Source organism: Sphingomonas suaedae (genome assembly GCF_007833215.1).
Taxonomy (GTDB): Bacteria; Pseudomonadota; Alphaproteobacteria; order Sphingomonadales; family Sphingomonadaceae; genus Sphingomonas; species Sphingomonas suaedae.
On sequence record NZ_CP042239.1, the window covers coordinates 2,390,232 to 2,412,998 of the forward strand.

Below are 22,767 nucleotides of genomic sequence, written 5' to 3' on the forward strand. Positions count from 1 at the left end.
CTGACCCTAACTCCTGTGGCGCGGATCCGTGCCCGCGCGCATCGCGACGAACCCTAGCGCGACCGTCTCCAAGCGCAATGCCGCTACGTCAAAGTCGTTTCAGGATGCGCCGCACCAGTCCCGGCCCCTCGAATACCAGCGCCGAATAGAGCTGCACCATCGCCGCCCCGGCATCGAGCCGCGCCCGCGCCTCGTCCGCGCTGTCGATCCCGCCCACCGCGATCACCGGCAGTGCTCCGTCGGCAATCTCCACCGCCTCGGCGAGCTTCGCCCGCGCCAGCACCGCCAGCGGCCGCCCCGACAGCCCGCCCGCCTCTTTCGCCAGCGGTGAGGCGAGCGTTTCGGGCCGGGTGATCGTCGTGTTGCCGACGATCAGTGCGTCGATTCCCGCGTCCGCCGCCGCGGCGACCACGCCCGTCATGCCATCACGGTCGAGATCGGGCGCGACCTTCAGGAACAGCGGCACCCGGCGATCCGCCAGCATCCGCGCCGCGCTCGATGCCGCGAGCAGTTCGTCGAGCGCAGGTCGAGACTGGAGGTCGCGCAGTCCGGGCGTATTGGGCGAACTCACATTGATCGTCACATAATCGGCATGCGGCGCGACTTTGCCCACGCCCAGCGCATAGTCGGCCACCCGGTCGTCGCTGTCCTTGTTCGCGCCGACATTGATGCCGAGCACGCCCGGGCGGCGCGCGGACTTCACCCGCTCGACCGCCGCGTCGATGCCGTCATTGTTGAACCCCATGCGGTTGACCACCGCGCGATCCTCGACCAGCCGGAACAGCCGCGGCCTGGGATTGCCCGCCTGCGGGCGCGGGGTCAGCGATCCGATCTCGACGCTGCCAAAGCCCAGCCCCATCAGCCCGTCGATCGCCTCGCCATCCTTGTCGAGTCCGGCGGCGAGCCCGACCGGATTGGGAAATTCCAGCCCCGCGATCGTCACCGGCCGAACGCGCGGAATGTCGCGGATCGGTGGCCCGGCCGGTCCCTGCGCCAGCGCCAGCGTGCGGATTGCCAGCCGGTGCGCGCGCTCGGCATCGAGGGTGAAGATCAGCGGCTTCAGCAGGTCGTACAGCATGAACGCCCCATAGGACGACGGGTTGACGAACGCCACGCCCAAGCCCATCTGCCCAATCGGAACGAATCATTCCGATTTGAGAATGGCTCGCAACTTGCTCAGGCCGCAGCGCTGTTGCGCGGAGGCCCAACAAGGAAATTCATGCGTCTCTCTGCCCAGACAGACTATGCCGTCGTGATGCTCTCCGCCGCCGCACGCCATTGTGGCGTCAGCGGGCGGCTGAATGCGACGCTGCTGGCTGAGAAGACCGGGCTCCCCCTTCCCACGGTGCAGAAGCTCGTCAGCCGCCTGTCCTCGGCAGGCCTGATCGAAAGCGCGCGCGGCACCGGTGGCGGCTTCCGCCTCGCTCGCCCGCCTGCGACGATCACGCTGGCCGATATCGTCGAGGCGATCGAAGGACCGATCGCGCTCACCGCGTGCGTCGATACCGGCAAGCATGACTGCTGCATCGAACAAAGCTGCCGCGTGAAGCCGCACTGGAACACCGTCAACGCCTCGGTCCGCGGCGCGCTCGCGGGCGTCACCCTCGCCTCCCTCTCCTCCCAGCCGGTACCCGCATAATGGCCACCAAGAACGCAGAGGCGATCGCCGCCGCCAACAAGAAGTACGAGTGGGGTTTCTCCTCGGACATCGAACAGGACTTCGCGCCCAAGGGCTTGAGCGAAGAGACGGTGCGCTTCATCTCGGCCAAGAAGAACGAGCCGGAATGGATGCTCGACTGGCGGCTCAAGGCCTATCGCCATTGGCTGACCATGACCGCCCCCGACTGGGCGAAGCTCGACATCGATCCGATCGACTATCAGGACGCCTATTATTACGCCGAGCCCAAGGCCAAGCCCAAGCTCGACAGCCTCGATCAGGTCGATCCCGAAATCCTGCGCGTCTACGAAAAGCTCGGCATCCCGATCGAGGAGCAGAAGGTGCTCGCCGGGGTCGAGGGCGCGCGCAAGGTCGCGGTCGACGCGGTGTTCGACAGCGTCAGCGTCGCCACCACCTTCCGCAAGGAGCTCGAGGAAGCCGGCGTCATCTTCCGCTCGATCAGCGAGGCGATCCGCGAATATCCCGAGCTGGTGAAGAAGTGGCTCGGCAAGGTCGTGCCGATGCACGACAATTACTTCGCCGCGCTCAACTGCGCGGTCTTCTCCGACGGCACCTTCGTCTACATCCCGGAGGGCGTGCGCTGCCCGATGGAGCTCAGCACCTATTTCCGCATCAACGCCGAAAATACCGGCCAGTTCGAACGCACGCTGATCGTCGCCGACAAGGGCGCCTATGTCAGCTATCTCGAAGGCTGCACTGCGCCTATGCGCGACGAGAACCAGCTCCACGCCGCCGTGGTCGAACTGGTCGCGCTCGACGACGCCGAGATCAAATATTCGACCGTCCAGAACTGGTACCCCGGCGATGAGAATGGCAAGGGCGGCATCTACAATTTCGTGACCAAGCGCGCGCTGTGCCAGGGCCGCAATTCCAAGGTTTCGTGGACGCAGGTCGAGACCGGCAGCGCGATCACCTGGAAATATCCGAGCTGCGTGCTTAACGGCGAAAACAGCGTCGGCGAATTCTACTCGGTCGCGGTCACCAACAACCGGCAACAGGCCGATACCGGCACCAAGATGATCCACAATGGCAAGGGATCGCGCTCGACGATCATCTCCAAGGGGATCAGCGCGGGGCGCAGCGACAACACCTATCGCGGCCTCGTCCGCGTCGCGCCGGGCGCAGAGGGCGTCCGCAACTTCACTCAGTGCGACAGCCTGTTGCTCGGCTCCGACTGCGGCGCGCACACCGTCCCCTATATCGAGGTGCGCAATCCCAGTGCGCAGATCGAGCATGAAGCGACCACGAGCAAGATCAGCGAGGACCAGCTGTTCTACGCCATGCAACGTGGCCTCGATCAGGAAGCGGCGGTCGCGCTGATCGTCAACGGTTTCGCGAAAGAGGTGCTGCAACAGCTCCCGATGGAATTCGCGGTCGAGGCGCAGAAGCTGCTCGGCATCTCGCTGGAAGGCAGCGTGGGATGATCGCTGCTGCCGTCCTGATGCTGGCCGCTCCGCAGGCCGCGCCCGCCGTGGAGGACGTCGAGGAAGTCGTCGTCACGGCGCGGGTCGGCCGCGTCGCGCTGATCTTCGATCGCGCGCCGGACGGTCGCCTCATCAACTGCCGCGTGTTCGTGTCGAGCGGCACCAGGCGGGTGGATGACGAAGCCTGCACCTCGCTCCCCGATTGCCTCACCTCGACCGCAGGCCGCGAATATTGCGGCGGTACCGGCGCAGGCCTGACCGCCGTCGCGCCGAAGCTGATGCCGACTCCCGAACCGAAGCTCGGCCTCGGCAAACTGCTCACGCCCGAACCGCCCAAGACCCCCGCCGTCGGCCCGGTCGTCGCGGGCAAGGAGGACGAGGACCCCAACCGCCTCGGTAAACTCCCGCCCCCGCCGAAGGACGAGAGCGGCACACCCGCGATCACGCTCGGCCCGATGAAGCAGGAGGAGCCGAGGTGAGCATCACGCCATTCCCCTCCTTCCGTCATGCTGAACTTGTTTCAGCATCCACCGCACCACCAGCGGGTCAGTCGCCTCTGGATGGGTGGAGCCCGAGCCAAGTTCAGGGTGACGATTTTGAGAATTTGCACGCAGGATAACATGCTCCAGATCACCAACCTCCACGCCGAAATCGACGGCAAGCCGATCCTCAAGGGCCTGACCCTCAGCCTCAACGCAGGCGAGGTCCATGCGATCATGGGCCCCAATGGCGCGGGCAAGTCGACGCTCGGTTATGTCCTGGGCGGCCGGCCCGGTTACGAAGTCACCGAGGGGAGCGTGACCTTCAACGGCACCGATCTCCTCGAACTCGAGCCGCATGAGCGCGCCGCGGCCGGCCTGTTCCTCGGCTTTCAGTACCCGGTCGAAATCCCCGGCGTCTCCAACGTCCAGTTCCTGCGCGAAAGCCTCAACAGCCAGCGCCGCGCGCGCGACGAGGCACCGCTGTCCGGAGCCGAGTTCCTGAAACTCGCGCGTGCCCAGGCCGCCGCGCTGGAGATGGACGCCGAAATGCTCAAGCGCCCGGTCAATGTCGGCTTTTCGGGCGGCGAGAAGAAGCGCAACGAGATGGTGCAGATGGGCATCCTCGCCCCCCGCCTCGCGATCCTCGACGAAACCGACAGCGGCCTCGACATCGACGCGCTGCGCATCGTCGGTGAGGGCATCAACCGCATCATGCGCGCCCCCGACAAGGCGGTATTGCTGATCACCCACTATCAACGGCTGCTCGATTATGTGAAGCCGGACTTCGTCCACATCCTCGCCGATGGCCGCATCGTGAAGACCGGCGGCCCCGAACTCGCGCTCGAGCTGGAGCGTGAGGGTTACGCGCAGGTGGCCGCGTGATCCTGGCTGCACTCGCCCTCTTCTCTGCGGCCGTTCAGGAGCCGCCACTCGAGCCGATGACCGAAGCGGAAATCGTGATCGTGGGGCAGCGTCTTCAGGGTGTGACGGTCAATGTCGGACGCGATCCCAAGGGCCGGTGGCATTGCGGGATGACCGGCAGCACCGGCTATCCGAAGCTCGATGAGCGGCTGTGCCGCGCAACGACGAAATGCGTCCAGAAGGGCAAGTCCGACGATGCCGCGATCCAGGCCTGCGTCGCGAAGACCAAGCCGGGCCTGATCGCCGAACTGCGCAAGCGCGCGCGGGGTGGCAAGTGACCCAGGGTCTCGTCCTCGACGCCCCCGTTGCGGAGGATTGGCGCTGGTTCGACGCCGCGCCGCTCGACGCGATCGCCGCCACCCCGCGCGGTTCCGCGCCCGATGTCGCGCATCTCTGGCTCGACCTGGCCGGCCCGCGCCTGTTGTTCGTCGACGGCGCCCTGGTCGCCGACGCCAGCACCCCCGGACCGCTCGACATCTCCGCCGCGCCGATCATGACGCGCGCCAATCCCTATTCGGAAGCGGCGTGCGCGAGCGCAAAGGCGGGCTATGTCCTCTATCTCAAGGCACAGGCCGCGCTCGACGGTCCGATCCAGGTCATCCACGCCACCACCGGCGGCGTCGCGCACCTCTCGAACAAGATCGTGATGATGGCGGATTCGGTCGCATCGCTGGTCGAGACGCATGTCGGCCCCGGCTGGAGCAACGCCAATCTCTGGGTCGAACTGGCCGAGGGCGCGCGCCTCATGCGCGCGGTCCGCATACTCAAGGATGACGGCGCGCATACCGACTATGTCTCGGCGCAGATCGGCAAGGCCGCGAGCTTTGCCAGCACCGCGCTCGTCACCGGATGCCGCACCGCGCGGATCGAGGCGCAGATGATCCTCACCGGCGAAGGCGCCTATGGCGAAGCCGGGGGCGCGCTACTCACCCGCGACAGCGAGAAGGTGGACTCCGCCACCGTCGCCGATCACGCCATGCCCGAAGGCACCAGCCGCCAGATCTGGCGCGCGGTCGCCGCGGACACCTCGACCGCGAGCATCGCCTCGCGCGCGGAGGTCCGCCGCGATGCGCAAAAGACCGATGGCGAACAGTCGCTGCGCGGCCTGCTGCTCAAGCGCACCGCGACGGTGAACCTCAAGCCCGAACTCGAAATCTTCGCCGACGACGTGAAGTGCGCGCACGGCGCCACGGTCGGCGAACTCGACGCGCGCGCGCTGTTCTACCTCGAGTCGCGCGGCATTCCGGAGGCCCAGGCCAAGGCGCTGCTCACCCGCGCCTTCGTCGCCGACGCGATCGACCGGATCGGCGATGAAGCGGTACGCGAGGCCTTCGCCGCGGACGCGGACGCATGGCTGGGGGCGGCGCTGTGAAAATTCTTCGCGCCCACTGCTCCCCTGCGAAAGCAGGGGCCCAGGGTCAAGCAGCGCGCCGCCTGTGGCTCTGCCCCCCTGCTTTCGCAGGGGAACAGGCCGAGAGTGACCGGCTATGACCACGCTCACTGCCACCGCCCCCCTCGACCTGCTCGCCGATTTCCCGGCGATCCCGCAGGGCTGGGCCTATCTCGACACCGCCGCAACGTCGCAAAAGCCGCAGCCGGTGATCGACGCGATCATGCGCGGCTATGCGCGCGATTACGCCACCGTCCACCGCGGCGTGTACCAGCGCTCGGCCGACATGACCCTCGCCTATGAGGCCGCCCGCCGCCGCGTCGCGACCTTCATCGGCGGGCGCGAGGACGAGGTGGTGTTCGTGCGCGGCGCGACCGAGGGGATCAACCTCGTCGCGCAGAGCTGGGCAATCCCCAACCTCAAGCCCGGCGACCGCATCCTGCTCAGTCAGCTCGAGCATCACAGCAATATCGTCCCCTGGCAGATGGCCGCCGAGCGCACCGGCGCGGCCATCGACGTTGTGCCGCTCACCGACGATCACCGCATCGACCTCGACGCGATGGCCGCGATGCTGACCGACCGGCACAAGCTGGTCGCGCTCGCCCATGTCTCGAACGTGCTCGGCTCGGTCCTCGACGTGAAGCGCGCCACCGAACTGGCGCACGGCGTCGGGGCCAAGATCCTGATCGACGGCTGCCAGGCCGTGCCGCGTCTGCCTGTCAACGTCACCGATCTCGGCTGCGACTTCTACGTCTTCTCGGGCCACAAGCTCTACGGCCCGACCGGCATCGGCGTGCTGTGGGGCCGTCACGCCCTGCTCGACGCGATGCCGCCCTGGCAGGGCGGCGGATCGATGATCGACCGGGTGACCTTCGAAAAGACGACCTACGCCCCCCCGCCGGGCCGGTTCGAGGCGGGCACCCCGCACATCATCGGCGTCACCGGCCTCCACGCCGCGATCGACTATGTCGACGCCATCGGCCTGACCCGCATCCACGCGCACGAGACCGCGCTTGTCGCCCGCGCGCGCTATGCGCTGTCGGCCCTCAACAGCGTCCGCCTGTTCGGCCCCGCCGACAGCGCCGGAATCGTCAGTTTCGAGGTACAGGGGGTTCATCCCCACGACGTCGCCACCATATTGGATGAAGGCGATGTGGCGATCCGCGCCGGGCATCACTGCGCCCAGCCGCTGATGGACAGCCTGGGCGTCGCCGCCACCGCACGCGCCAGCTTCGGCGTCTATAATGGCGCGTCGGACATCGACGCGCTGGTCAAGGGAATCGAGAGAGTGACGAGGATCTTCGGATGAACGAAGAACGCAGGATCGAAGTCGAAGAGGTCGAGGCGGTCACCGCCCCGCCCCGTGCGCGCGTCGAGGATGCCCGAGAGACCTTCGAGCGCAAGCGCGACTATCTGGAGGGCTTCCTCGCGCAAAAGCCCGCCGACGTCCCCGCCGGCCAGCCCGGCGGCGCCACCTATGACGCGATCATCGATGCGCTCAAGGACATCTTCGACCCCGAGATTCCGGTCAACATCTACGACCTCGGCCTGATCTACAATGTCGAGGTGACCGACGCGGGCCATGCCGTGGTGACGATGACGCTCACCACCCCGCATTGCCCGGTCGCCGAATCGATGCCGGGCGAGGTCGAACTGCGCGTCGGCGCGGTGCCGGGCGTCGGCCATGCCGAGGTCAACCTCGTCTGGGACCCGCCCTGGGACCCGGCGAAGATGAGCGACGAGGCCCGGCTCGAACTGGGGATGCTGTAGCAACTAGCCCCTCCCCTTCAGGGGAGGGGTTGGGGTGGGGCCTGTCCACACAGGCCCCGGTCTCGGTGAGACCGAGACGCCCCACCCCCTACCCCTCCCCTAAAGGGGAGGGGCTTGGAGATTGAGAATGACCGAGACGAAAACCCGCACCCGCCCTGCCGCGATCCTGCTGACCCCCGCCTCGGAGGCGCGCATCGCCGACCTGATGTCGCGCGCGCCGGAGGGCGCGATCGGCGTCAAGCTCTCGACCCCGCGCCGCGGCTGCTCGGGCCTCGCCTATTCGGTCGACTATGTGACCGAGGCGGTGGCGATGGACGAGCGGATCGACACGCCCGGCGGCACGCTGTTCGTCGACGGCGCCTCGGTCCTCTACCTCATCGGATCGACGATGGACTGGGTCGAGGACGATTTCACCGCCGGCTTCGTGTTCAACAACCCCAACGCCAAGGGTGCCTGCGGCTGCGGCGAGAGCTTCACTGTCTGACGCCCCCGAAAAATCGAACACCGCCCGCAACGCCGCCATCGCGGCGACCGTGCTGCTCGCGCCGGGCGGCTTCATCCTCGGCGGAATCCTGATCGCCCGCGCGCTGAAGAAACGGCGCGAGGCTGCCAGTCGGGACTGAAAGACTCTGGCACGGGCAGAGGGACTCGAACCCCCAACCTTCTGGGTTGGAACCAGCTACTCTACCAGTTGAGCTATACCCGTGCGGAGCGGTGCGCAGCGGGCGCACGGCCGGACATGCGGCACACAGGCCGCGCAGCGCTTATCGCCAGAGATGTCCGTTCGTGATCATGAAGGCGGAATAGTCGGCGATTACGAACGCCGCAATCGCCTGTCAGAGTTCGTCAGCCAGCAGGCAAGCGGTCACGGGCCTTCGATCAGCAACTCCACACCGTCGGATCGGACGCAGCATTTGAGCATCAATCCGATAGCCGCAACCCATCCAGCGCCCGGGGTGTTCTCCACAGCGACAGCCAGTTCGTCCCACCGCGAGAGCAGCGCCTTGCACACGTCCTTGCTATGACGCGATTGCTCATAGGGATTGAGGGTTGCCAGCGGTTCCAGGTCCAGTTCGCGCGCGATCGACTGGAATCGCAGGAATGTGCCTTCAGGGGGCCAAAGGGATAGGTCGGGTTCGTAACTGTCAGGTGACCAATCGACCATCTGGCCGATCGGAACGATTGCCACACAGACCACGTCTTCCTGATACCAGTCCGGAGGAGAGGGAGCTCTTTCCATTCTCACAGGCTCTCATCCCCGGCCGATTCCCGCAACGTGGTAGCTTGCCGAAAAACCGCCCCTAAACCGCGAACAACTGCCCGATATCCCGAAACGCCTTGAATTCCAGCGCATTGCCCGCCGGATCATAGAAGAACATCGTCGCCTGCTCGCCGGGCTTTCCCTCGAAGCGGATATGCGGCTCGATGACAAAGTCGGTCCCCGCCGCCTTCACCCGATCGGCCAGCGCGTGCCAGTCGTCCCAGTCGAGCACCAGCCCGAAATGCGGCACCGGCACGGCGTCGCCATCGACCGCGTTGCGCAGCCGTACCCCGGCGCCTTCGCCCTTGTGCAGCACCAACTGATGCCCGCGCAGGTCGAAATCGATCCAGTGATCCGGGTCCTCGCGCCCCTGCGGACAGCCGAGCAGGTCGCCATAGAATGCGCGCCCAGCCTCGAGATCGTCGACCGGAATCGCCAAATGAAAGCGCGGCATCGTCATCACATCCATCCTTCCAGAACCTGATCGGGGGGCCGGTGTCCGTCGGCCCAGAAGCGGATATTGGCGATCACCTTGTCGCCCGTCGCCAGCCGCCCCTCCAGCGTCGCCGATCCCATATGCGGCGTCATCACGACATTGGGCAGCGCCAGCAGCCGCGGATCGATCCGCGGCTCGAACCGCCACACGTCCAGCCCCGCCCCGGCCAGCCGCCCCCCTTCCAGCGCGTCGATCATCGCTTCTTCGTCGACGATCCCCCCGCGCGAGGCATTGATCAGATAGACATGGCTGCCGAGCAGCCCGATCCGCCGCGCGTCGATCAGGTCGCGGCTGTCGTCGTTGAGTGGAGTGTGGATCGTCAGGATATCGATCTGCCCCAGCATCGCGTCGAGATCGGCATGCCAGGTCGCGCCCAGCTCAGCCTCGACCATCTCGGGCAGGCGGTGGCGGTTGTGATAGTGGATCGACAGGCCGAACGCGCGCGCACGCCGCGCCACCGCCTGGCCGATCCGTCCCATGCCGACGATGCCAAGCGCCTTGCCGCCGATGCGATGCCCCAGCATCCCCCCGGGCGACCAGCCCGTCCACGCGCCCGACCGCACCAGCTTCTCGCCTTCCGCCAGCCGCCGCGGCACCGCGACGATCAGCGCCATCGCCATGTCGGCGGTATCCTCGGTCAGCACGCCCGGCGTGTTGGTGACGACGATCCCGCGCGCGCGCGCCGCCTTCAGGTCGATATGGTTCACGCCCGCGCCGAAATTGGCGATCAGCTTCAACCGCTCGCCCGCCGCAGCGATCAGCTCGCCGTCGATCGTGTCGGTCACGGTCGGCACCAGCACGTCGCACTCCTGGATCGCCGCGATCAGCGCGTCGCGCTCCATCCCCGCATCGACCGGATTGAGCGCCGTATCGAACAGCTCGACCATCCGCTGCTCGACCGCATCGGGGAGCTTGCGGGTGACGATCACGCGGGGGCGGGCGACGCGCGGCTGTGCCATGCCGGATCGCTTGGCCCCGCCACGCGCGCACGTCAACGGTTGATGCGGACGCATCGCGCCCTCTAAGGTCGCGTCGATCCGGACTTTGGGGGATTCGATGCAGTTGCGTGTGGTTCTGGCGGCGTTGGTCACGCTTGCGCTCGGCGTGTGCGCGATCGGCGACGCCTGGGCGCAGCAGCGCAAGCCGCCTTATTATGCGTCAATCTCGGCGGGCAAGGCGCGGATGCGCACCGGTCCGGGCCGCAATTATCCCGCCAGCTGGCTCTATGTCCGCGCCGACCTGCCGATCAAGGTGATCGAGGTGTATAACGACTGGCGCAAGGTCGAGGACCCGGACGGCACCCAGGGCTGGATGCTCGTCTCGCTCCTCTCCGCCACCCGCACCGCCGTCGTCGTCGGTTCGGTCCTCGAAATGCGCGACAGCCCGCGCTTTTCGGGCAAGGTCAACTGGCGCGCCGCCCCCGGCGTGGTCGGCCGCATCAGCAAATGCCGCCGCGGCTGGTGCTGGTTCGACGTCCGCGGCCGCGGCGGCTATGTCGAACAGAACCGCATCTGGGGGACCGAGCCGGGCGAAGAAGTGCCCTGAGGGCGGGCTCGCAAGCCGGAATGTTTGACCTGGTCGGGGCGCTGTGATGCGCCCCACCAACCCATCGAACTAGGTTCGGTTGATAGGGCCGACGCCATCGCGCTCGGCTTGATCGATGAAATCGCTTAATCGCCTCGCACTAACTGCATCAGCCAATGAAATTCTTGACGGTTCCATAAGGTTCCTATAGCGTACAAATGCACAACGACGCACCCCCTGTGGACGGGGATACGCCGTTGCTCCGCGCCCCTTCTGGAAGGGGGCCGGTCGGAAGGTCACCTAGCGGTGACTAACCGGTAATCTCCGGGTCATGCACCACATGGCTCGGTTTCCTGTCTCCGGGGGATTGAACCGCCCCCGGTCGGCTGCCGTCGCAGGCAAGGTTCAACTGATCAGGCGCAAGCCGGATCGGTTCTCATTTGGAGAAGCGCCAACTTCTCCGGTTTCTGAGGCGCCAGCGGTATTGCCGCTCGGCGCCTCATTCTCGTGGCGGGCATATTCAGGGGGAAAGTTCTTCCCCGGCTGAATTAGCCCGTCATCTCGCCTTACAATCTGACCGCGACGCACCAGCCTCGCGATAATGTTAAACGCCCCGGTTTCATGCGGTGTGAGAGCCGCGTTGAACTCGGGATCTTTTTTCAGCTCACGAATGACCCCCTTGCCGTTGAGCAATCCAGGCTGAGCTGAAACGATGCGCAAGATTGCCTCGCCCATCGGGGAGTGAGCAAGCGGTTGCGGGACAGTGGTGGACGCCTCGCCCCGTTCTACCGCTGCCATGAAGCGATCGAATGCCTCGGGGGTAAACACTCGACCATGATCCCGAATGATCAGCCCATCACCGGCAAGGCGCGAGATTGCGTTATGATACCCTTTGTCGCTTGCATCGAGCTTCGAACCCAAAGGAGATGCGGCGACCGCACTGCGCAGCTCGGCATATGTGAGGCCCATTTCTGCCTCCCCCACCGCCGGAAGGACCACCGCTTTCCAAGTCAAGCCCTCGCGCGGCTTGCGAGGTTTACGCTGCTTGTGAACGGGCTGCGCAGCGGGTGGCGTGAGTCCAAACTGCTCCGGATGTGAATTCTGGGGCGCAGAACCATTTTCCGCCACCGGGGCCTCCCGGCCGGTCTCATTATCGGAGAGGCTGGCCAGTTCTCGCGCAATCAGTTCGGCAGCATCGAGCTTGCGCACTACCTCGGCGCGCTCCGCTTGCCTCTCGGCAATCTCCGAATCGAGGCGCGCCAGATCAGCCTGCCACCGCTCCACGAGCTGGGCGGCGCCAAACAGACCGGTTGAGGTAGAGGATGTTTGCCCCGTCATGACTCACCCCCTACGCGATATCGACACCCTGTGCAATGGGGGTGGGGCATGAGCGTAGGGATTTGTTCTCGAGCTATTCAGGATGGGGTTATCCTCAATGCAGGGTCAAGGCGGATCAAGGGGATAAGCGCAGCGGTCGCGAACAGTTCGGCTCAAGCGCAGCGCGGTCGGCGACGTGGATCCCGGCACAAGGCCGGGATGACCACTGGTTTTGCACGCTACCCAGCGACAAATACCTTTCCTACAACGCCCCGGATCGCGCATAAAATGGTCGATGCGCACGTCCCCCGCCCCGGTCGATTCCGATGCCCCCGCCGCGGCGCAGCCGCGCCCGCGTCGCGTCGATGTCGCATGGCTGGCGCGACGATGGCGCCTCCCGGTCCGCTACCCGCCCCGAACCCGTCGCCCGGCAGTCGCGTCGGCGTCGCGAAGGCGCGCGCGACTGTCGCGTCAGTGTCGCGCAGGTGTCGCGTATATGTCCCCTCCCGGGCGTCATCCCGTCGCGTCGCAGTCTCGATCCCCGAAAACACCCCCAAAAACGTCCGCTTCGTCGGACAGCTGTCAGTCGATCAGCTCCAGCGCCACCGCCGTCGCCTCACCGCCGCCGATGCACAGCGACGCCATGCCCCGCTTCTGCCCGCTGTTCTGCAGCGCCGCGAGCAGCGTCGCCATGATCCGCGCCCCGCTCGCCCCGATCGGATGTCCCATGGCGCAGGCACCGCCATTGATGTTGAGCACGTCATGCGGAATCGACAGATCGCGCATCGCGATCATCGCCACCACCGCGAATGCCTCGTTCACCTCGAACAGGTCGACATCGCCGATGCCCCATCCCGCCTTTTCCAGCGCCTTTTGCATCGCGAACACCGGCGCCGTGGTGAAGCGTGCCGGGGCATGGGCATGACCTGCGTGCGACACCACCCGCGCGATCGGCGTCAGCCCCAATTTCTCTGCGACCGACAGCCGCGTCATCACCAGCGCCGCCGCCCCGTCGGAGATCGACGAGGCATTGGCCGCGGTGATCGTCCCATCCTTGGCGAACGCGGCCTTCAGCGTCGGGATCTTGGCGGGATCGCCCTTGGACGGCTGCTCGTCGACCGCCACCGTCACCACGCCCTTGCGCGTCTTGACCTCGACCGGAACGATCTCGCGGTCGAAGCTGCCCGACCGCTGCGCCTGTTGCGCCCGCGTCAGGCTCGCGATGGCGTACTCGTCCTGCGCCTCACGCGTGAACTGATACTCGGTCGCGATCTCCTCGGCGAACGTCCCCATCGCCCGGCCCGGCTCATAGGCATCCTCCAGCCCGTCGAGGAACATATGGTCGAACAATCGGTCATGCCCGATCCGCGCGCCGCTGCGATGCTTCATCGACAGGTACGGCGCGTTGGTCATGCTCTCGAGGCCACCGGCAATGATCAGGTCCGCCGATCCCGCCGCCAGCGCGTCCGACGCCATGATCGCCGCCTGCATCCCCGATCCGCACATCTTGTTGACCGTCGTCGCCTCGATATGCTGCGGCAGCCCGGCGCGGATCGCCGCCTGGCGCGCCGGCGCCTGGCCCAATCCGGCAGGCAGCACGCAGCCCATATAGATGCGCTCGATCGCTTCGCCCTTCAGCCCGGCCCGCTCAACCGCCGCGCCGACCGCAGTCGCGCCCAGCTCCGTTGCCGTCATGTCGGACAGCGCGCCCTGCATACTGCCCATCGGGGTGCGGGCATAGGAAACGATAACGACGGGATCGGTGGACATGAAAGTCTCTCCGGGAGTTTGCGTTGGGGGCGGTCTAGGCGGGCGCCCCTTCAAATGCAAAAGGCCAGGTACAAAAGGGACGCACGATGGAACTGCTCGACATCCTCAAATGGTTCGCCTCGATCAGCGGCATCGTCGCCGCCTTCATGGTCAGCCTCGACAATGGCCGCCGCGTGACCGGCTGGGGCTTCGCACTGTTCGTGGCATCCAGCATCGCCTGGATCAGCGGCGCGTTGATCCAGGGCGAAGAGGCGCTGCTGTCGCAGAACCTGGTCCTGTTCGGCATCAACATCTTCGGCGTCTATCGCTACCTGATCCGGAAGAAGCCGGTCGATGCGTAAGCCACTCAAAATCCTCCCCCGCACGGGGAGGGGGACCATGCGCAGCATGGTGGAGGGGGCCCAAGGCACGGGATTCCGTTGCGGATCGCCCCCTCCACCACGCCGCTCCGCGCCGCGATCCCCCTCCCTGTTCCGGGGAGGATTTGGGGCTGCCAATGCCTGACCTCGCCTGGCCCGCTCTCCTCGGCATCCTCGGCCTCGTCTTCGGCAGCTTCATCGCCACCCTCGCGATCCGCTGGCCACAGGGGCGCGGGGTCACGCGGGGCCGATCGCATTGCGATCGCTGCGACAAGGCGCTCGCCGCGCACGAACTCGTGCCCCTGTTCAGCTGGGTGATCCAGCGCGGCCGGTGCCGAAGCTGCGGCGCGGCGATCCACCCCGCCCACCCTGCCACCGAAGCCGCGGGCCTGCTGATCGGCGTCGCCGCGGGACTCGTCGCGCCGGGCTGGGAGGGGGTCGCCGGAGCGATCTTCGGCTGGCTGCTGCTCGCCCTGGCCGCGCTCGACCTCGCAGCTTTCTGGCTCCCCAACCGGCTCACAGCCGTGCTCGCGGTCACCGGCCTGATCGACGGCATCTTCTTCGATCCCGGCTGGATCGACCGCATCCTGGGCGGCGTCATCGGTTTCGGCCTGCTCTATCTCGTCGCCTTCACCTATCGCCATGTCCGGGGCCGCGACGGGCTGGGCGGCGGCGACCCGAAGATGTTCGGCGGAATCGGCCTGTGGCTCGGCGCGTCGATGCTCGCCCCGGTCCTGCTCGGCGCCAGCATCACCGGACTTGCCGTCGCGCTGGCGATGAAGCTCTCGGGCCGCGAAATCGGGATGACGAGCCGCCTTCCGCTCGGCACATTGCTCGCCATCGCCGCCTTCCCGGCGTGGCTCTATGCGGTTGGAGTGTGACGATGCGCGATCTTCTCGATGCCCAGCGGGCGGCATTCATGGCGGAACTGCCGGTGTCGCTCGACATCCGCAAGGATCGGCTCAAGCGCGCCGCCGCGATGGTGCGCGACAATGCCGCACGCTTCTGCGATGTGCTGAGCGAGGATTTCGGCCATCGCAGCCGCCAGCAATCGATGATAACCGACATCGCCGCATCGGTCTCGCCGCTCGACCATGCGCGCAAGTCACTCGATCGCTGGGCGCGACGCGAGAAAAAGCCGGTGATGTTTCCCCTCGGCCTGCTCGGCGCAAAGGCATGGGTCGAATATCAACCCAAGGGCGTCGTCGGCATCATCTCCCCGTGGAATTTCCCGGTGAACCTGGTGATGAGCCCGCTTGCCGGGGTGTTCGCCGCGGGCAACCGGGCGATGGTCAAGACCAGCGAATTCACCCCCGCCACCGCCGCGTTGTTCGAGGAACTGGCGCCGAACTATTTCGACCCCACTGAACTCGCCTTCGTCAGCGGCGGGCCGGATGTGGGCAAGGACTTCGCTTCACTCCCCTTCGATCATCTGCTGTTCACCGGCGCCACCGGGATCGGCCGCCACATCCTGCACGCGGCCGCAGACAATCTGACCCCGGTGACGCTGGAACTGGGCGGAAAATCCCCCGCGATCCTCGGCCGCTCCGCCAACCTCGAACAGGCGACCGAGCGGGTGGCGATGGGCAAGATGCTCAACGCCGGGCAGATCTGCATCGCGCCGGACTATCTGATGGTCGCTGCGGAACAGGAGGCCGAAGCGGTCGACGGCCTCGTCGCCGCAGCATCGGCGATGTACCCGACGCTGTTGTCGAACCCCGACTATACCTCGATCGTCAATGACCGGCATTATGAACGCCTGACCGCCGCGATCGACGATGCACGGGTCAAGGGGGCGGAGGTGATCGTGGTGGACCCCGCCAGAGAGGATTTCGGCGCGTCGAACGCCCGCAAGCTCCCGCTCCACATCGTCCGCAACCCGACCGACGACATGGTGGTGATGCAGGAGGAGATTTTCGGCCCGATCCTCCCGGTCCGCAAGTACGACAGCATCGACGGCGCGATCGCCGAGGTGAACCGCCGCGACCGTCCGCTGGCGCTATACTATTTCGGCAGCGATGCGGGTGAACGCCGCAAGGTTCTCGACCGGACGATTTCGGGCGGCGTCAGTCTCGACGACACGATCTTCCACGTCTCGATGGAAGAACTGCCGTTCGGCGGGATCGGCCCCTCCGGCATGGGCGCCTATCATGGCGAAGCGGGTTTCCGCACCTTCAGCCACGCCAAATCGGTGTTCAAACAGTCGAGGCTCGATGTCGCCAGGCTTGGCGGGCTCAAGCCGCCCTATGGCAAGGTGACCGATACGGCGATCAAGCGGCAGATCGGCTAGAGCGCGGCCAGCCATTCGCCGAGCATGGCCCGTCCCGCCGCAGCAGCAGCGGGACCAAGCCGGTCGTGCTGGTCGCGCAGTTCAGGTATCGTCAGCCCGCCCTGCGCCACATAGTCATCCGACCCGTCGAGCCATTGTTCGAACTGATCATCCAACCCGATCTCCGGATGGAATTGCAGCGCCAGCAGGTTCGCACCGCGACGGAACGCCTGGTTGCGATAGGTCGCAGTCGAGGCGAGCAGTTCGGTCCCCTCGGGCAGCGGAAAGCTGTCGCCATGCCAGTGCAGGATCGGCACATCGCGAAGGTGGCGGAGCGGCGACCCGGCACCAGCGTCGCTCAGCTCGACCGGGACAAATCCCACTTCCTTGACCGGCCCGGCGAACACCTCCGCCCCCAGCGCCGCTGCGATCAGCTGCGCGCCGAAACACACGCCGAGCGTCGGCTTTCCCGTGGCGAGGCGGTTCGCCAGCCGGGCGACTTCGCCCTCGATCCAGGGGTGGGCCTCCCGCTCGTAAACGCCCATCGGCCCGCCCATCAGCACCAGCAGGTCGGGGGCCGCGAAATCCGCCGTCGCGAAGGCCGGGGTGCCGACATCGACCGTCTCGATCGCATAGCCCGCAGCTGAAATCGGCGCCGCGAAGCCCGCCAGCCCCTCATAGGATTTGTGCCGGATGACGAGCGCCCGCACCGTTCAATCCCCGGTGAGGATACGATCGACCAGCTGCTTCACCGTCGGCACGAACCCGTTGGAATAAAAGGGGTCGCGCTTGAAATTATACGCGGAATGGCCCGCAAACATCAGATTCTGATCGGTCGGGCCACCATGCGCGATGTCCTGCAACGTCTTCTGGATGCAGAAGCTACGCGGGTCGGCGAGGCGACCGGTGGAGTTCGTCTCGCTGTCCGCCCAGCTCGAAAAGCTGCACTGGCTCAGACAGCCCATACAATCGGCCTGGTCCTTGCGAATCAGCTGGCGCTCCGCCGTATCCACGAAGATCAGCGTATTGTCGGGCGTCTTGAGCGCTTCGGTGAAGCCCAGCCCCACCCATTCGCGAGCGCGCAGCAGATCGTTGCGCGTCACCCAGAAATTCCTGCTCTTCACCCCGGCGTCGAGCTGGAAGGTGTGATCCCCCGCCTGTTCGGTCGAATAGGGTATCTGCCGCTCCGACCGCGCCTCGAGATTGCGCAGGAACGGGTTGCGGACCGCAGAGGAGTAGAAGCCGGTGGGAGAGAAGCGGTGGAGAAGCACATCGCCCTCCTCGATCTCCATCAGCTTCGCCTTCCACCCTTCAGGAATCGGCGATTCCTTGGTCAGCAGCGGGCGGGTGCCGAACTGAAAGGCGATGGTGCCAAGCTCGGGATTGTCGATCCAGTCCGCCCAGTCGCGCAGATACCAGACCCCGCCGGCCATCACGATCGGCACATCGTCGGAAATGCCGCCTTCGCGCATCACCGCGCGCAGCTCCTTGACGCGGGGATAGGGATCCTGCGGGGCGCGGGGATCCTCGGCATTGGACAGGCCGTTATGCCCGCCGGCAAGCCATGGATCCTCATACACCACCGCCGCGAGCCATTCCGCCGCCTTGGAATAAGCGCGCTTCCACAAGGCGCGGAAGGCACGGCCCGAGGATACGATCGGGAGATAGCTGACGCCATAGGAGGCGGTGATCTCGCTGAGCTTGTAGGGCATTCCCGCGCCACAGGTGACGCCCGCGACCATGCCGCGGGTCCGTTCCAGCACACCGTGCAGGATGCGCTGCGCGCCGCCCATCTCCCACAACACGTTGATGTTGATCGCGCCCTTTCCGCCCGAAATCTCGAACGCGCGCTTTACCTGCTGCACCGCGCCCTCGATCGCGAAGGCGATCAGTTCCTCATGGCGTTCGCGCCGGGTCAGCGCCTTGTAGATCTGGGGGATGATCTTGCCTTCGGCGTCATAGCTGTCGGCATTGACCGCGCTGACCGTACCGATCCCGCCTGCCGCGGCCCAGGCCCCCGCCGAGGCATGGTTGGTCGCCGCAACCCCCTTGCCGCCTTCAATCAATGGCCAGACTTCCTGGCCGTTATAGACAATCGGCTTCAAACCCTTGAACAACGAAATCCTCCAGAAAATTCGCGCGACACTAGCGGCGATCTCCCCCCTTTACGAGGGGAATCAGCCAAGCGCCCCGGGTCGCCCCGCCGCCTGCGCATAGAGGCTGGCATAGGCGGCGATCATCGCTTTCTCGTCGAACAACGCACGGGCGCGCGCCTGGTTCGCCTTGCCGACGGCGCGGCGTACCTCCGGATGCGCGGCGAGCGTTTCGATCCGGTCGCGCAAATGCACCGGGTTCCAGTCGCGGGTGATGGTGGGAAGGTTCTCCGGATCGACCATCTGCGCCACGTCGCCCACCGGCGTCGAAGCGATCGGCAGCCCCGCCGCCATCGCCTCCATCACCGCAATCGGCTGCTGCTCGCTCTTTGACGAGAGCGCGAAGATATCGAACAGGCCCATATAACGGTGGGGATCGGGCAGAAATCCGGGCATCAGCACCTGTTTTTCCATCCCCATATTGGCGATCGTATCCTCGATCGCCTCGCGCTCCGGCCCCTCGCCGACGATGACCAGCTGGGTCCGCGTCTTGGTGCCGCCGACCGCGCGGACCAGCATCGGCAGGTCCTTGACGGTGCGCAGCCCGGCCAGTGTGCCGACCACGACATGGCCGGGCAGCCGCTTGAACCCAGCTATCGCCTTGGGATCGGGCTTGCGGCCATAGGCGGCGACGTCGATGCCGTTGGAGATGCGACGGACGCGCCCGCGCGGCTGTTTCCAAACCCGCAGTGCGATGCTTTCCAGCTGATGCGAGGGCACGACCAGCGCATGGGCGGCGGAGAGCGCGATGCGGCGATAGGCATTGCGAACGGGATTGAGGCGGAACGCCTCATCGGTGTTGAACCCGTCCTCATGATGGATCACCGGCGGCATGTTCTTGCCGAACACCCGCCGCGCCATCACCCCGTCGATCGCCCCCCAATTATAGGTCAGGACGAGATCGAAGCGGGCCATGAACTTGGCGATCGCCTCATACCGCGCCACCGACGGCTTGCCGGTCAGCGGTGGCGGGTTCTGGGCGATCTCGTAGCGGATGCCCTTGGCGATCGCATCGCGGGCGCCATAGGCCCCCTCCACCCCGGAAACGATGACATGCTTCGCGCGGTCGCCGAACGCGTTCATCAGGCGGACGGCGCGGGCTTCCTTGCCGCCAAGGTCAAAGCTGGAGTGGAGGTGGAGGATATTGAGCGTCATCGGCGCTTTGCAGTCCTGATTTCCGGGGCGGAGTCAACCGGGGTGTCCGACGAAGCTGACGTAAATGAGGGGGTTTGGGGCCGAAGCGACCACGACGCGACGGGAAGGCGACGGGTTCTGGACGGGGACACGACCGGTGGGCGACAGTGGCGCGTCACTCGCGCGCCGGGGAAGCGACACATGGACGCCGTGCACGAGACAGCTACGCGACGGCGTTGCACCTGCAACGCGACGCCCATGCGACATCGAAGCGCCGAGGGAACGACACTGTCAGGGGTCTGCGGCGAAGGGAAAGGGAGTCGGCTGGTATCCACCCCAAGCGTAGATCAGATTAGATCCAACATTGGAAGGGCGGCTCTCAAACTCGCGCCTTACCCTCTTCAAGCAGTCGAGCGGTCCTCGCGCGCTGACCGGATCGACGCGGCGAGAGCAGAAGAAAATTCAAGAAGCGAGAATGAAAAAGATTACGAAGTTCCCACCCGCGCCAACAGCCGGTCGATCGCTGCCAGCGCTTCGGGTTCGTTCAGCGTCGGGGCGTGGCCGGTGTCGGGGATCGTGACCAGTTCGCTGCCCGGTGCCTCGGCGTGCATCCGCCCGGCGATCTGGGCGGAGAGGATGTCCGAGGTTTCGCCGCGGACCAGCAGCAGCGGCTTGCCCTTCAGCGCGTCGAAGGCGCGCCACATATCGGGGCCCGCCTCGTTGCCGGGGAGGCGGAAGGGTTCGGCGATCTTCATGTCGTAATCGAGCACGATCCGCCCCGCGCTGGTCAGACGATAGAGGCGCTTGGCCATGTCGAGCCAGTCGGCGACGCCATAGGTCGGGAAGACATCGGCATTGGCCTCCGCGACCGCGCGGGCGGCGTGCATCCAGGTGGGGTGCCAATTGGCCTTGCCGACATAGCCGCGGATGCGGGTGAGGCCCGCCGGGTCGATCTCCGGCCCGACATCGTTGAGCAATGCGCCCGCGATCCGCTCCGGATGGGTGGATGCCATCAGCATCGTCAGGATGCCGCCCAATGAGGTGCCGATCGCGACGAAACGCGTGAGTTTCAGTTCCGCGACCAATGCCTCCAGATCCTGGAGATAGGTCAGCGGAACATAGGTCATCGGATCCTTGGCATAGGCGCTTTCGCCCCGCCCGCGCAGATCGACCGCGATCACCCGCCATTCGCCCGCGAGACGCTCGGCGAGCTTCTCGTAATCCCGCGCATTGCGGGTGAGGCCGGGGATGCACAGCAAGGGCGGGCGGTCGTCCCGTCCCGGATAGTCGCGATAATGCAGCCGCAGCCCGTCCCCGGACCACCAATAGCCGTTGGAATAGTCGGGCAGGTTGCGCGCGGTTGCCATCGCGCCCCATATCGCCGCATGACCGACTTCCCGCAAGCGCCGCAATTTTCAACCTGGTATCACCCCGAGCCCGTGCTGCTGAAGCTGGGCGACGCATTTTACGATGCGGTCGAGGCGGCGAGGTTTCCACAGGCCATCCTGCGCTTTCGCAACGACCGCGCGGCGGAGGAGGTCGGGCTGGAGGGGCTGAGCGACGATCAGTGGCTACGCCATTTCGCGCGCTTCGAACCGCTGCCGGGCAACCTGCCCCAGCCGCTCGCCATGCGCTATCACGGCCACCAGTTTCGGGTCTATAATCCCGACCTTGGCGACGGGCGCGGCTTTACCTTTGCGCAGATGCGCAACAGCCATATGAAGGACCTGATGGAGCTTGGCACCAAAGGCTCCGGACAGACGCCGTGGAGCCGGTTCGGCGACGGTCGGCTGACGCTGAAGGGCGGCGTGCGCGAGGTGCTGGCGACCGAGATGCTGCAGGCGCTGGGCGTGCATACATCGCGCAGTTTCTCGCTGGTCGAGACCGGCGAGGCGCTGGAGCGCAACGACGAGCCCTCCCCCACCCGCTCCGCGGTGCTGGTGCGGATGAGCCATGGTCATATACGCATCGGCACGTTCCAGCGGCTCGCTTATCATGGCGACTCGGAGAATATGCGGCGGCTGGTCGACTGGTGTCTGGCCGAGCTGTTCCTGGTCGGAGCGGACGAGGACCCGGTGGCGCAGTTCTTTGAGCTGGTGGTTGCGCGCACCGCAGCGCTGGCGAGCGAATATATGGTCGCGGGCTTCGTCCATGGCGTGCTCAACACCGACAACATCAATGTGACGGGGGAGAGTTTCGATTACGGCCCGTGGCGCTTTGCGCCGACCTTCGACCCCGGCTTTACCGCCGCCTATTTCGACCATGCCGGCCTCTATGCATTCGGGAGGCAGCCCGATGCGATCCTGTGGAATGTCGCGCAGCTCGCCGTATCGCTGCGGCTGATCAGCGAGGCGCCGCCGCTGATCGCGCGGCTGGAGCAGTTCGAGGCCCATTATCGCACCGCCTATGGCCTCCACCTTGAGCGCCGACTGGGGATCGACACCCCCGATGGAACGTTCGAGGACGCGACCGCCTGGGCGCTGAAGGAAGCGGTGGAAGGCGCGCTGGTCGCGACCGGGCATCCGATCGACCGATTCTTTTTCGATGCCTATGGCGGTACGCTGCCCGCGTCCTACGGCGCCGAATGGGACGCCGTGCGTGCGGCGCTAGAGCCCTATGTCCCGATCGGCGACGGGCGCAGCCACCCCTATTTCGCGGGCGAACCCTGTTCGATGCTGATCGACGAGGTCGAGGCGATCTGGGCTGCGATCGACCGCGACGACGATTGGGGGCCGTTCCACGCCAAGGTCGCGGCAGTCCGGCAGATGGGCGATGCGCTGTCCCGTGGCGGAATCTTGTGGTGAGGTGGCAACGCGCAA

General features: G+C 66.1%; 24 protein-coding genes and 1 tRNA gene. 14 read left to right on the forward strand and 11 right to left on the reverse strand.

Annotated features, from left to right (window positions below; translation table 11 throughout):
- Positions 1 to 88: 88 nt before the first annotated feature.
- The gene (locus tag FPZ54_RS11385) at positions 89 to 1,078 is read right to left on the reverse strand and encodes a quinone-dependent dihydroorotate dehydrogenase (protein ID WP_145849757.1); all 990 of its coding nucleotides are present in this window, start codon (positions 1,076 to 1,078) and stop codon (positions 89 to 91) included.
- 141 nt (positions 1,079 to 1,219) lie between these two features.
- On the opposite strand from FPZ54_RS11385, the gene FPZ54_RS11390 reads away from it, so the two are divergent.
- The 9 genes from FPZ54_RS11390 (at position 1,220) to FPZ54_RS11430 (ending at position 8,149) form a co-directional block, all read left to right on the forward strand.
- Entirely contained in the window at positions 1,220 to 1,639 is a 420-nt protein-coding gene (locus FPZ54_RS11390; protein ID WP_145847316.1) for an SUF system Fe-S cluster assembly regulator, read from the forward strand.
- Complete coding sequence (sufB, locus tag FPZ54_RS11395; RefSeq protein ID WP_145847319.1) at positions 1,639 to 3,102, forward strand: Fe-S cluster assembly protein SufB; 1,464 nt, start codon at positions 1,639 to 1,641, stop codon at positions 3,100 to 3,102. The genes FPZ54_RS11390 and sufB overlap by 1 nt, the downstream gene beginning before the upstream one ends.
- Positions 3,099 to 3,581 carry an energy transducer TonB family protein gene (locus FPZ54_RS11400; protein WP_145847321.1) on the forward strand — a complete coding sequence of 161 codons (483 nt, stop codon included), beginning with the start codon at positions 3,099 to 3,101 and terminating at the stop codon, positions 3,579 to 3,581. Before sufB ends, FPZ54_RS11400 begins: the two co-directional genes overlap by 4 nt.
- Positions 3,582 to 3,722: 141 nt before the next feature.
- On the forward strand, positions 3,723 to 4,466 hold the full coding sequence (gene sufC, locus FPZ54_RS11405; protein ID WP_145847323.1) for a Fe-S cluster assembly ATPase SufC: 744 nt from the start codon (positions 3,723 to 3,725) through the stop codon (positions 4,464 to 4,466).
- Entirely contained in the window at positions 4,463 to 4,783 is a 321-nt protein-coding gene (locus FPZ54_RS11410) for a hypothetical protein (RefSeq protein WP_145847325.1), read from the forward strand. Before sufC ends, FPZ54_RS11410 begins: the two co-directional genes overlap by 4 nt.
- Positions 4,780 to 5,877: a SufD family Fe-S cluster assembly protein gene (locus FPZ54_RS11415; RefSeq protein ID WP_239019549.1), complete on the forward strand. Its 1,098-nt coding sequence runs from the start codon at positions 4,780 to 4,782 to the stop codon at positions 5,875 to 5,877. Before FPZ54_RS11410 ends, FPZ54_RS11415 begins: the two co-directional genes overlap by 4 nt.
- Positions 5,878 to 5,992: 115 nt before the next feature.
- Positions 5,993 to 7,204 (forward strand): cysteine desulfurase, encoded by a 1,212-nt coding sequence (locus FPZ54_RS11420; protein ID WP_145847329.1) that lies wholly within the window; start codon positions 5,993 to 5,995, stop codon positions 7,202 to 7,204.
- Entirely contained in the window at positions 7,201 to 7,665 is a 465-nt protein-coding gene (locus tag FPZ54_RS11425) for an SUF system Fe-S cluster assembly protein (RefSeq protein WP_145847330.1), read from the forward strand. Before FPZ54_RS11420 ends, FPZ54_RS11425 begins: the two co-directional genes overlap by 4 nt.
- 127 nt (positions 7,666 to 7,792) lie before the next feature.
- On the forward strand, positions 7,793 to 8,149 hold the full coding sequence (locus tag FPZ54_RS11430; protein WP_145847332.1) for a HesB/IscA family protein: 357 nt from the start codon (positions 7,793 to 7,795) through the stop codon (positions 8,147 to 8,149).
- Positions 8,150 to 8,295: 146 nt separating this feature from the next.
- On the opposite strand, the gene FPZ54_RS11435 is transcribed toward FPZ54_RS11430, so the two are convergent.
- The 4 genes from FPZ54_RS11435 to FPZ54_RS11450 form a co-directional block, all read right to left on the reverse strand.
- Positions 8,296 to 8,371: transfer RNA gene (locus tag FPZ54_RS11435), tRNA-Trp, on the reverse strand.
- Between the two features lie 159 nt (positions 8,372 to 8,530).
- Positions 8,531 to 8,905, reverse strand: coding sequence for a hypothetical protein (locus tag FPZ54_RS11440; RefSeq protein ID WP_145847334.1), 375 nt, complete (start codon positions 8,903 to 8,905; stop codon positions 8,531 to 8,533).
- 61 nt (positions 8,906 to 8,966) lie between these two features.
- On the reverse strand, positions 8,967 to 9,386 hold the full coding sequence (locus FPZ54_RS11445) for a VOC family protein (RefSeq protein WP_145847336.1): 420 nt from the start codon (positions 9,384 to 9,386) through the stop codon (positions 8,967 to 8,969).
- Positions 9,386 to 10,381 carry a 2-hydroxyacid dehydrogenase gene (locus tag FPZ54_RS11450; protein ID WP_145847337.1) on the reverse strand — a complete coding sequence of 332 codons (996 nt, stop codon included), beginning with the start codon at positions 10,379 to 10,381 and terminating at the stop codon, positions 9,386 to 9,388. Before FPZ54_RS11450 ends, FPZ54_RS11445 begins: the two co-directional genes overlap by 1 nt.
- Positions 10,382 to 10,478: 97 nt before the next feature.
- On the opposite strand from FPZ54_RS11450, the gene FPZ54_RS11455 reads away from it, so the two are divergent.
- A complete protein-coding gene (locus FPZ54_RS11455; protein ID WP_145847339.1) occupies positions 10,479 to 10,967 on the forward strand; it encodes an SH3 domain-containing protein in 489 nt (162 codons plus the stop codon).
- Between the two features lie 384 nt (positions 10,968 to 11,351).
- On the opposite strand, the gene FPZ54_RS11460 is transcribed toward FPZ54_RS11455, so the two are convergent.
- Both FPZ54_RS11460 and FPZ54_RS11465 read right to left on the reverse strand, forming a co-directional pair.
- Positions 11,352 to 12,284 (reverse strand): hypothetical protein, encoded by a 933-nt coding sequence (locus FPZ54_RS11460; RefSeq protein WP_145847340.1) that lies wholly within the window; start codon positions 12,282 to 12,284, stop codon positions 11,352 to 11,354.
- A 561-nt stretch (positions 12,285 to 12,845) separates the two neighbouring features.
- On the reverse strand, positions 12,846 to 14,033 hold the full coding sequence (locus FPZ54_RS11465) for an acetyl-CoA C-acyltransferase (protein WP_145847342.1): 1,188 nt from the start codon (positions 14,031 to 14,033) through the stop codon (positions 12,846 to 12,848).
- 86 nt (positions 14,034 to 14,119) lie between these two features.
- Between FPZ54_RS11465 and FPZ54_RS11470 the strand changes: the two genes are divergently transcribed.
- The 3 genes from FPZ54_RS11470 (at position 14,120) to FPZ54_RS11480 (ending at position 16,682) form a co-directional block, all read left to right on the forward strand.
- On the forward strand, positions 14,120 to 14,374 hold the full coding sequence (locus FPZ54_RS11470) for a hypothetical protein (protein WP_186456742.1): 255 nt from the start codon (positions 14,120 to 14,122) through the stop codon (positions 14,372 to 14,374).
- Between the two features lie 155 nt (positions 14,375 to 14,529).
- Positions 14,530 to 15,273, forward strand: coding sequence for a prepilin peptidase (locus FPZ54_RS11475; protein WP_145847344.1), 744 nt, complete (start codon positions 14,530 to 14,532; stop codon positions 15,271 to 15,273).
- Between the two features lie 2 nt (positions 15,274 to 15,275).
- Positions 15,276 to 16,682 (forward strand): coniferyl aldehyde dehydrogenase, encoded by a 1,407-nt coding sequence (locus FPZ54_RS11480; protein WP_186456743.1) that lies wholly within the window; start codon positions 15,276 to 15,278, stop codon positions 16,680 to 16,682.
- Here the strand turns inward: FPZ54_RS11480 and FPZ54_RS11485 are convergent.
- The 4 genes from FPZ54_RS11485 to FPZ54_RS11500 all read right to left on the reverse strand — a co-directional run bounded on the left by FPZ54_RS11485 (position 16,679) and on the right by FPZ54_RS11500 (position 21,315).
- Positions 16,679 to 17,371 (reverse strand): glutamine amidotransferase, encoded by a 693-nt coding sequence (locus FPZ54_RS11485; RefSeq protein WP_145847348.1) that lies wholly within the window; start codon positions 17,369 to 17,371, stop codon positions 16,679 to 16,681. The two genes, FPZ54_RS11480 and FPZ54_RS11485, sit on opposite strands and share 4 nt — an antisense overlap.
- A gap of 3 nt (positions 17,372 to 17,374) precedes the next feature.
- Positions 17,375 to 18,778 (reverse strand): NAD(P)H-dependent flavin oxidoreductase, encoded by a 1,404-nt coding sequence (locus FPZ54_RS11490; RefSeq protein ID WP_145847350.1) that lies wholly within the window; start codon positions 18,776 to 18,778, stop codon positions 17,375 to 17,377.
- Between the two features lie 60 nt (positions 18,779 to 18,838).
- Complete coding sequence (locus FPZ54_RS11495; RefSeq protein ID WP_145847352.1) at positions 18,839 to 19,969, reverse strand: glycosyltransferase family 4 protein; 1,131 nt, start codon at positions 19,967 to 19,969, stop codon at positions 18,839 to 18,841.
- 464 nt (positions 19,970 to 20,433) lie between these two features.
- Entirely contained in the window at positions 20,434 to 21,315 is an 882-nt protein-coding gene (locus FPZ54_RS11500; protein ID WP_422396529.1) for an alpha/beta fold hydrolase, read from the reverse strand.
- An 18-nt stretch (positions 21,316 to 21,333) separates the two neighbouring features.
- Between FPZ54_RS11500 and FPZ54_RS11505 the strand changes: the two genes are divergently transcribed.
- A complete protein-coding gene (locus FPZ54_RS11505; RefSeq protein WP_145847353.1) occupies positions 21,334 to 22,752 on the forward strand; it encodes a protein adenylyltransferase SelO family protein in 1,419 nt (472 codons plus the stop codon).
- Positions 22,753 to 22,767 lie beyond the last annotated feature (15 nt).